Source organism: Deltaproteobacteria bacterium (assembly GCA_016874775.1).
Taxonomy (GTDB): domain Bacteria; phylum Desulfobacterota; class Binatia; order Bin18; family Bin18; genus VGTJ01.
In genome coordinates, this window is record VGTJ01000217.1 from 1 (window position 1) to 9,065 (window position 9,065).

9 protein-coding genes and 1 pseudogene are annotated in these 9,065 nt (G+C 54.6%); 3 read left to right on the forward strand and 7 right to left on the reverse strand.

All coding sequences use genetic code 11. From position 1 onward, the window contains the following. Together FJ147_25155 and FJ147_25160 are read right to left on the reverse strand one after the other, a co-directional pair. Positions 1-656 (reverse strand): tetratricopeptide repeat protein (locus FJ147_25155; protein ID MBM4259175.1); only part of this gene is annotated, 656 nt, incomplete at its 3' end. 113 nt (positions 657-769) lie between these two features. Then, positions 770-2,271, reverse strand: a pseudogene (locus tag FJ147_25160) (DUF4331 domain-containing protein). Between the two features lie 36 nt (positions 2,272-2,307). Between FJ147_25160 and FJ147_25165 the strand changes: the two are divergent. Next, positions 2,308-2,559, forward strand: coding sequence for a hypothetical protein (locus tag FJ147_25165; GenBank protein ID MBM4259176.1), 252 nt, complete (start codon positions 2,308-2,310; stop codon positions 2,557-2,559). Positions 2,560-2,609: 50 nt separating this feature from the next. Here FJ147_25165 and FJ147_25170 read toward each other — a convergent pair whose 3' ends face one another. From FJ147_25170 to lpxD, 3 genes are all read right to left on the reverse strand, one after another. After that, a complete protein-coding gene (locus tag FJ147_25170; GenBank protein MBM4259177.1) occupies positions 2,610-3,860 on the reverse strand; it encodes a hypothetical protein in 1,251 nt (416 codons plus the stop codon). Further along, positions 3,805-4,482 carry a sigma-70 family RNA polymerase sigma factor gene (locus FJ147_25175; protein ID MBM4259178.1) on the reverse strand — a complete coding sequence of 226 codons (678 nt, stop codon included), beginning with the start codon at positions 4,480-4,482 and terminating at the stop codon, positions 3,805-3,807. The genes FJ147_25170 and FJ147_25175 overlap by 56 nt, the downstream gene beginning before the upstream one ends. Before the next feature lie 118 nt (positions 4,483-4,600). Then, entirely contained in the window at positions 4,601-5,638 is a 1,038-nt protein-coding gene (gene lpxD / locus FJ147_25180) for a UDP-3-O-(3-hydroxymyristoyl)glucosamine N-acyltransferase (protein ID MBM4259179.1), read from the reverse strand. A gap of 104 nt (positions 5,639-5,742) precedes the next feature. Here lpxD and FJ147_25185 point away from each other — a divergent pair, with 104 nt between their 5' ends. Both FJ147_25185 and FJ147_25190 read left to right on the forward strand, forming a co-directional pair. After that, a complete protein-coding gene (locus FJ147_25185; GenBank protein MBM4259180.1) occupies positions 5,743-5,976 on the forward strand; it encodes a hypothetical protein in 234 nt (77 codons plus the stop codon). Between the two features lie 60 nt (positions 5,977-6,036). Further along, positions 6,037-6,909: an ATP phosphoribosyltransferase gene (locus FJ147_25190; protein ID MBM4259181.1), complete on the forward strand. Its 873-nt coding sequence runs from the start codon at positions 6,037-6,039 to the stop codon at positions 6,907-6,909. A 900-nt stretch (positions 6,910-7,809) separates the two neighbouring features. Here FJ147_25190 and FJ147_25195 read toward each other — a convergent pair. Continuing rightward, positions 7,810-8,013: a hypothetical protein gene (locus FJ147_25195; protein MBM4259182.1), complete on the reverse strand. Its 204-nt coding sequence runs from the start codon at positions 8,011-8,013 to the stop codon at positions 7,810-7,812. Between the two features lie 165 nt (positions 8,014-8,178). Further along, positions 8,179-9,065, reverse strand: an 887-nt coding sequence (locus FJ147_25200) for a DUF4394 domain-containing protein (GenBank protein MBM4259183.1), incomplete at its 5' end; no start/stop codon positions are given.

Here is a 9,065-nt window from a genome sequence, read left to right on the forward strand (position 1 = left end):
TCTTCCAAATGCTCGGCCAGATACGTACAGGTGCAATTCTTCGGCGTGCTCACCAAATATTCGACGTACTGCTTCTTGGTAATCATATCCCTAAAATGATACTTGTGGTCCTCAAGCGTAAGTCCTGACGTTATTGCCGCACGTTCATAGTCGCCCAGTTCAAGCGCAGCATCGCCAAGGAGTCCGTACGCAAGCGGATCGAGCGGCGACTGTACCAGTAACCGTTCGGCAGTCGTGCGTGCCTCGCGAAACTCATGCTTGCCGGTCTGTACCCACGCCAAGGTGCGAAGTGCCGACGGTGAGTCAGGTTGTAAAGAGAGTGCACGCTGTACCGCCGTTTCAGCTCGTACATAGTAATCGGGGTCGTTCGTCTCGCGCGACTTCTGCATATAGGCGTTCGCAAGTGCAACATATCCCTCGCCATCATTGGGTAAACGCTGGACTCTGGCTTCTGCTTCGCGAATTGCGCGATCTGCACGCGTCGGTGTTCCAACCATAAGCGAGGAATGCGTCAGAGCGCGAGATACGATTGGCGACATGCTTCCTGGAACAACAGCAATCGCAAAGGGTGCAACATTGGCGATTCTGAGGAGACAGATCAGGCCAATGAGAAGAAAAAAGATGAGCGGTCTTACCACCTGGTTCGTGGATTTCATGGTCGCCTCGCGCATTGAACAACGTGTGAACATTGATCCCAATTGATGCTGCTTCCATCGCTGTCGATATTTTGGCGAGACGTGGGTTCCCCGTCTCGCCTTCTGCTTGGGGGTTATTGTTCCCCTGAATCGATGTGGCGACGATCACGGCCATCAAACGGCGTCGGGAGGAAGGGGAAATTCTTGGCGATACCGTTTGCCGTCAAGTTCGTCCCTGGTGCGCCAATGTTGAAGTTCACGCCATCACTCAGGTTCGGCACCGAAGCGCCAGCGAGTAGTCCCGCCACGACACGGAGCGCAACATCGGTGACATCATCATTAGGGCGACGACCATTGGGCCAACCAGCAAGATCAGGTGTTGGGGTACCGGCGGCATTGTGAGCGAGAGGACCAAGACGTTTTTGCTGATCCGGAGAGGTCGGGAAAACTGCAAGGTTCAGACGTAAGAGCTCAGAGCACGGGCTTGCTTGGGTGCAATCACCCGTTTGCGGCTGGCTAGGATACTTGAGCAGTGCATTGACCAGGTCTGTCCGGCCAGTGGTTGGAAAGTTCGTACCGAACACGAGGTTAATGAACGCGGCCAAGCGCGAGTTAAGATATAAGTCCTTAAAGTTCGCTTCGGTCTCAGGTGCGGTTGCGTTCCATTCATCTTTGCGAGCAGTGGCGATAATCAGCTCGTTCACCAACGGATTAGCAAGACGAGCAACCTGTACGAACCGCCCTCTACTGCGAGTCGGATTATCTTCACCATGTCTGAGAGTGACGCGAGACCGGCTGGTCGAAGCATACGCACCAATAATCGCCCTTGGATTATTCGTCAGTCGGCTGATTGGTACCTCAATGGCGATGGTGTTGGCGTTAAAGCCGGAGAAATGATCGATACCAAACGGATTCACCGCATCGTTGGCATCTTCTGCATCGGACAATGCTGGCGGAGTACGACGGAAGTTCAAACTGTCGAACGTGGCACCAAGGTCAATATAGAATGTCTCATCTCGCTGGCCCGCAAAAACACGCCCTTGATTACTCAGCGGATAGATTCCTTGACTCGCCAGATCCTCATAGTTCGGCATGGTTTTTTTCCCATATTCGAGGGGACCGCGAACATCATGCGGTTGCCTATTTCTCTGCGCTCTTTGCCTCGGACCTCGGTTACCGTGTATCGTTGGCGGACGCCTAGCCCATCAGACTCAGGCGATCCATCGAGCTTGGTAATTAGCGGCACTGCTGCATTCGCGACCGGAAGACCGAGCTGACTCGTCGCCCCACGAATCTCGGTGGTAAAACGGAACTCGTACATCACGTCTTCAGCGCTCCCATCACTATTTGTGTCGATATTAATGGAGTAGAGCACATCGTCAGCGAAATTGTAGTAGTTGGGGCCTGAACTGGGTTCTTGACCAGGAATGACGTTCATAATGAACACTACCTTGTTCGGATCTTCCCAACTACGGAACATATAAAAGTCGGTGATATCAGCGGTTGGGTCGTTGGCAATCAGCGGAGCTTCACGGTGACTCGCTGCGTGGGCTGGTAGTGGTGGTCCACTTGACAGTACGGTTAATGTTGCAAGTGCTACAGCAGAAAAGGCTTTTTTGATCTTCTGAGTTTTCATGGCCGTATTCCTCCTTACCTGGGCCAGGAACACAGCGTGATCCCTCGTGGAAGTCATGCGTATCCCTGGTCCCAGTTGGTGCATGGTGCACCTGGTTACCTCCCGATATTAACTTTTTGTGAATTATCCGCTTCGCGCGAAGAAGGACGTTTTGTCTTTGTATACGCAGCGAGTGTTGTGGTTGGATTTTTCCAGCGGTCAGCCGCAAAGCAATTAGTCATCGCGTACCCGACGCTGGCCACAACAGCGTACGCACCTGAACATCCAAGCGAAGGAGTTCGTTCGTAATGGGAGGTACAAAGAGGGGAACGAAAGGACCAGCTCTACATCAAGCGGGGTTAGAGTGATCCGCGCAGATACATTGCGCCAGATGGTTTTGGCAGGCCGCCTTTTGGCTCCAACGTCACTGCGACCGCGTTAATCTTCCCGAAGAGCTTCGAGGGTGGAGACGCAAGCACCTGGCCAGTGCCTGACGCATCCGGCATGAACACCCCAGCGCTCACTGGCCCTTCTCGCTCAGTCATAAACCACACCTGATACTCTTTCCCTGCTTCTGGTTGCGGCATGCCAAACGTGTAGAAGACCCAGGCTTTCTTTTGCTCGTTCCACAACACATGCCCCTCTGCGCCAAGCCCGGGCATCGCGTGTCGCAGGTATTCTATTTTCACTCCTGGTGAAGTCAGCACTTCAATCACGCCACGTTGGCGAGCGACAGCCTCACGCAACTGGTCTAATTCACGGGTACTCACCGTCGTCACCGTACGCTGCTGCTCCATTCGCTCGCGCATATCGCGGACTTCATGTTCGCGAGCCGTAACCTGCTCTCGTGCTTGTGTCAGTTCACGCGTTAGCCGTTGGACCTCTTGCTGAGTAGCCGTCGTGGCAGCAGCGAATTCCACCCGATCCTGGTTGGCTTTTCGCTCCTGAGCAAGTTCGTGCGTAACCGCCGCCACTTGCGCGTTGACTCTTGAGAGTTCTTGCTCACGCACGGCAACCTGCCGTTTTTGTTCCACGAGTGCGGTCTCAAGCGCAACCACGTGCTGAGTTTTTCCTGAACTCGCCGACTGTTGTTCAGCTAAAGAAGCATTGGGGCGTTGGATTTCCGACTCACGACTGGCCAGCTTTTCTTGCTCCTGTGCGAGCAGCGTAGCTACCGTTTCCGCTTGGGTGCGCTGCTCTGCCACCTGACCAGTCAGCTGCGCGATTTGCTGCGTCTGCTCGACCGTTCGTTTTGCGAGTTCTCGATATCGATACTGTTCACCAACCATGACCACAAGCCCTGCGGCAGCAGCAGCTAATGGAATCCCCACCCACGTTCCCCATCGGCGTCGCGGGCGTAAGGGAATGACGTGGGCGCGATTACTCTCAGCCTTAATGCGTTGCAATAGTCGTTCTTTGACTGCCGAACTCGGGCTCTCAGGCACGACTCCGAGCGGGAGTAGCCCAACAACGTCTTGCCATTCTCGCAGTTCTCCAGGGCAGGAGTCACAGCCAGTGTTGAGGTGAGCGCTAACCTCAGCGACTGACTCAGCATCAAGCCCGCCAACGGCATACAGCGGCAACAGATCTTTCAACGCTTGATGCGTCATGACTTACCCCCAAGAAGCGGGCGTAAGCGATCTCGAACACGAAACATCGCCGTCCGAATACGCGTTTTGATAGTTCCAATCGGTTCATCGAGTTGATCAGCAATTTCACTATGAGAGAGTCCGCGAAAAAAGACAATTCCAACGCAGTACGCTGGTCAGAGGGAAGCGTCTCCAGGGCAGTCCGCACGAATACCGCCCGCTGTTCAAGGCTCATCCGTTCCTCTGGATTAGGCTGCGGATCAATGAGCAATTGACGTTCCACCAAGGCCTTGTCATCGGTCGTGGTAGGCTGTACCTGTCGTGCACGGAGCGCATCGATCGCGCGACTTCGTGCCAGTGTGGTGAGCCATGCCCCGACACTGCCGCGTTGCCCATCATATCGTTCCGCTTCACGCCACACTTGCCAAAACACGTCATAGACCACCTCTTCAGCACGATCTGGAGCATGCAAGATTTTACGCGCGAGGTGATACACCATAGTGTGATATCGGTCATACAGACGTTCGAAGGCTGCCTGTTCTTGCCGCGTAATCGCCGCCAGCAGGGCCTGATCGTCCAGAATACGATCCTCCTGTGGTTCTTTACGGTCGAGCGGCGGAGATGGATTGTTCGCGCGATTCACAGAACTGACCAACAAAATGAAAAATAAGGGCAAAGCGACGACGAGTCCGAGGAGCAAAATCTATAAAAGCCGGTGTGAGACCCTCAGGTACTCAGCTCCCAGACAGCAAAACGGGCTCTTATTCGTCATTTTTACCTCTCGCTTCTTCATTTGCTTGTAATGCGTGCTCAAGCCGCCGTATCCGCCGCATCAGTTCTGGTAATTTCGGCAACGCTGCCGAATAGCGGCGCCAGGACATAATATCGACGGCTGGATATCCGCCAACAACCGAGTTTGCTGGCACATCGTGAGGAATGCCACTCTGCGCCGCAACCATCGTATTTTTTCCCACGGTCAGATGGCCCGCAGCTCCGACTTGCCCTCCCATACGCACCCCAGACTCAAGCTTCGTGCTTCCCGAAAGCCCAACCTGCGCCGCAAGTAATGCGCCTTCCCCAACATCGCAGCCGTGGCCAACCATCACGAGGTTATCGAGCTTCGCGCCACGGCGAATCATCGTGGTTCCCATCGCGGCACGATCGATCGTCGTGTTTGCACCAATTTCGACATCATCAGCGAGGGTAACGGTCCCGGTCTGCGGAATTTTGTAAGGCGAGCCATCAGGAAGCGGAACATAGCCGAACCCGTCACCGCCAATGACCACCCCACCTTGAAGAATGACACGATCTCCAATTGTCGTTCCCTCGCGAATCACCACTCCAGCATGCGCAGTAAAGGCATGTCCGATCTGGACGTTCGGATAAATCACCACGTGCGCAAAAATTCGCGCGTTATCACCAATAACGACGTTCTCCCCAATCACCGCATACGGACCAACGAAGGCTGACGCGCCAAGGCGAGCACTCGGCGCAATCACCGCCGTCGGATGAATACCCACTGGTGGCGTATAGGGTGGATGAAACCACGCCAACACTTGCGCAAACGCGAGATAGGGATTCGGGGTGCGCAAGGATGGAAGCGCAATGTCCGGATCGGTCGGGGCAAGAAGGACCGCAGCAGCTTTGGTTGTCGCAAGCTTGGCAAGATACTTCTTGTTCGCCACGAAGGTGAGCTCATGAGGTTGTGCGTCGTCGATACTATTCATACCAGAGATTTCCACATCTCCGTTTCCTCGCAGCTCACACCCTAGTCGTCCGGCAATCTCAGCAAGTTTCATCGTGCTCCCTTCCCCTCGTGCGGCTTGTCAAAGCTGAACGCGTGCCATATGTAGCAGAGTCACTTCGCAACGACTACGAGAGGGCAGACCCGGAAGAGGAGATTATGAGGAAGGGGTTGGTTGTCTTGGGGTTGATTTTCTCAGGTTGTTCATTTGCTACGAGATCGCAGTCCCCACCTCCAGCACCGGTCCTGCCAGAAGTCACCTATGTCGTGCCCTGTGACCCCAAAGCCGTGGCTGGACTCACACAGGATGCTGTCGAAACCTTACGTGAGCGTGACCTGATCCTCCGTCGCCATATACAGCATCTTGAACAGCAGATTCGCGGCGGTCAGTAACATGCTCTTCACACTCGCGAACTTGCGACCCCCTCCCCCCTATGTTAGGAACGTTGCCGTATGGACGCATTAAAACTTGGTATTCCCAAAGGAAGTCTTGAGAATTCAACGATTGAGTTGTTTCGCAAGGCGGGATGGAAAATCACAACCAGTTCCCGTAGCTATTTTCCTAGCATCGACGATCCAACCATCCGTTGCATGTTGGTCCGCGCACAGGAAATGGCACGCTACATCGAATCAGGCACCCTCGACGCTGGCATTACCGGTAAAGATTGGATCATGGAGTACGACGCCGAGGTCGAAGTTATCAGCGATTTAGTGTACTCCAAAGCCAGTTTTCAGCCGACACGTTGGGTTCTCGCTGTTCCTCACGATTCTCCAATCCGCACTCCAGAAGATCTGCAAGGAAAGAAGATCGCTACCGAATTAGTCCAGTATACACGCCGCTATTTCGCTGAACGAAAGGTCAAAGTCGACGTCGAGTTCTCGTGGGGAGCAACCGAAGCCAAAGCGGCAGAAGGCCTGGTTGATGCGATTGTTGAAGTGACAGAGTCAGGCTCGACGATTCGCGCTCATGGACTGAAGATTGTGTGGGAATTGTTTACCTCAAATCCGCAGATCATCGCCAACAAACAAGCATGGAAAGATCCAGCCAAGCGAGAAAAGATCGAGCAAATCGCGCTCCTGCTGAAAGGCGCACTCATGGCCGAGGCGAAGGTTGGCATCAAGCTCAACGTGCCAAAAGCCAAGCTTGATACGGTCGTCAACATGCTACCAAGTCTGAACGCTCCAACGGTGTCGCCGTTGTATCACAGTGATTGGTTCGCGGTGGAAAGTGTCATTAGTGAAGAAGTCGTACGCGAACTCATCCCCAAGCTGATTAAGAACGGCGCTGAAGGCATTATCGAGTATCCGCTGAATAAGATTGTGTAGGTGGGAAATGTCGGGTGGGTCGCGACCCACCCGACTCACTGAGTGAATTACTCCACCCAGAAACACAATCTGTGACTAAATCGGACCACAGGAGATTGGCACAGCGACGCACACGCTGATAGAGCAAAGGTTGTGACATCTTTCGATCGAGCAACGAGGAGGTGCTGTGCCGAGACCAACGATAGTGGAGATTCCCCCCGAGGAGCAAGCCCGCAGGCGGGCTGAATTCCGTCGCGCCCGGTATGGAGACCTGCTCGCCCTGCATGTCCTGCTCCTGGGGGCCGCTGGTCGGGCCCCGAGCGACATCGCGGCGGTGCTCTTGTGTTCGCGCTCCCGCGGGTATCGCATTGGTCGCGCCTCCCGAGCCGGAACGCTCACCTGCGGGGAAGGCCGCGAGCGCGCCCTCCCGCAACGACGACTGCGGTTGCGCACCGAGAACACATGCGTCGAGGTGGCCGCAGACGAACCATCCGGTTGCGGTGCCGCAAAGCTGAAAGTCAGGTCGAGCGTGGCCAGGTAGCGCTCGCCAGCCAAGCTAAACTCAGCGAGCCCGCTGGCAGTGTTGGGGCTTTCGGCGCGCGCCACGCCCGTACCAAGGAGCAGTGCACATGCGGCTGAACTATCCTGGGCACCAGCGAAGGGCGGACAATAGGTTAACCCTAGCAAACCGATCGTGGAGACTCCTGCTTTTGATCGTCGTAGGATCTCCCTCACTACGTGTTTCATACGTATACCTCCTCTAAGAGTGATAAAATTGATACTCTTGCTACGGAGGCTTGAGGCGCAATAGTTGCGCGGAAATGCTGATGGTTTGCCGTGGAATGGCCGATGATGTGCTGATAACGGAAAAAGTGCCAGTAGCCCGCATTCAGTAGAATCAGCGGAACAGAGAAGCGGATACTACCTTCGAGAACATACCGCCCGCACTCCTAACTCACGACCGATCCTTTCGACTGTCATGGCCTTGCCTTTGTAGGCGAATGTCGAGTGCCGTGCGCTCACAAACATCCCGGACAACTTACAGAGATCAGTAATCAGATCTTCGCTTAACCCATCGCTAAAATACTCTTGCGTTGTGTCAGCACTCATATCGGTGATAGGCAAGAATCTCCAGAGAGTACACGGAATATCGACAACGAATGGATTTCAGTGGATGGTCAAAGTCGCGCGCATCGACGTATGTCGTTGAAAATCCCCAAGGTGGGTGTCCGAGGAGTTCATCGCATTGATACGAATGGACTCCTCTTTTTTGTGGCGCGCTGCACGCGATTAGTCAGAACCCAACGTTGCTAGGGATGACAGAACGACACGCCCGCCAATTTCACCGATGAAGCTTGCGGCTCCAGTCGTAAGATCAATACGGTATAGATGCGGACGGTCACTCCCAGCGGAGCGCAACAGCGCGTAGGCGGTACCATCGCTGGCGGCAATATCGAAGCCTGCCACCAAGGAGTGTGTGGTAGCCACGCCAAGAGAACCAACTGTCGTTAGTGCGCCATTATTGGGGGGATCCTGTCTGACCAAGGTGTCACGCGTCGCGTCGATGTCAAACAACGTCGTGGGTGTGGCTGGGTTGTTATCGTTGTTAGTATAGGCTGCACCGACTGCTCCCGGATCAAGACCAGCACCACTGTCACCTGCAGCATAGTCTAGGTCTGTGTCAACTGCGGCAACGGCGCCAGTATCCGGGTTGATGCGCAGATTCTGATCAGCATCGCTAACGATGCGAATGCGATCGGCTTGCGGATTGAAATCGAAGCCAAAGAAATCGCCGCGCAACGCTGGCGAGAACGGACTACCCACTGGGCTGGCGACCCGCTGGCGAAGATCAACGATGTAGATCTGACTCGTGCTGCCAAGGGCATAGAGCTGTCCGTTGGCAGGCCGGACATCAAGTCCGAGAATTCGTTCGTTAGGCGCCAGTCCGCTCAATTTTATGATTCTCACGCGTCTCGGGTTATCACTTGAAAAGACGGCGAGTTTATTGTCACTGGTTGCACCCACTAAGGCGGTGGCAGGAAACAACTTACCGCAATAGTGATTGACCGGAGTGGAGAGCCTCTGCACAAGAGCAGGGATGAGAGACGAGACCATTGTGTGCTGGCTTCGGTCTAAGTATCGAAGTCTGGTCGAAGAGCTGGATGAACGCGGGCGAC